The sequence below is a fragment of the Mesorhizobium sp. M4B.F.Ca.ET.089.01.1.1 genome (genome assembly GCF_004022605.1).
Lineage (GTDB): Bacteria > Pseudomonadota > Alphaproteobacteria > Rhizobiales > Rhizobiaceae > Mesorhizobium > Mesorhizobium abyssinicae.
Genome location: NZ_RZOS01001488.1, coordinates 1 through 420 on the forward strand (window position 1 = coordinate 1; position 420 = coordinate 420).

Consider the following 420-nt stretch of genomic DNA (forward strand, 5'->3'; position numbering starts at 1 on the left):
TTTCGGATCTGGCGCAGCGGCTGAGCGAGCGCGACGCCGATCGCCTCCTCGGTCCAGCCGACCGCGACCAGGCGTTCGATCGCCCGCCACTGGTCGACGGGATTGAGGGGCTCGACTGCGATATTGGCGATCATCGAGCGCATGGCGCCATTGTCGCTTGCGGCTTCCTCGACCAGGACCTCGATTTCCTCAAGACCCGCGGCGATCGCCTGCTTCACCCGCCGGTGGCCGGTATTGATGATATAGCCATTGCCGCCGTCGACCTCGGCGGTGACGATGGGCGGCTGCACGATGCCGACCGCCTTGATCGTGGCCAGGAGCAGCGCGTCGGCCAGCGGCGAGGATTTTGTCTGGCGCGTACGGTCGGGATTTTCCTTCAGCGCGCGCGGATCGACTTTGATGAGATGCATGGGGATGTTC

1 protein-coding gene is annotated in these 420 nt (G+C 65.0%); it reads right to left on the reverse strand.

What is annotated here, in order from left to right; all coding sequences use genetic code 11:
* Nucleotides 1–410: ParB N-terminal domain-containing protein (locus EN780_RS38020; RefSeq protein ID WP_189557211.1), on the reverse strand; the 410-nt coding region annotated here is incomplete at its 3' end.
* Nucleotides 411–420 lie beyond the last annotated feature (10 nt).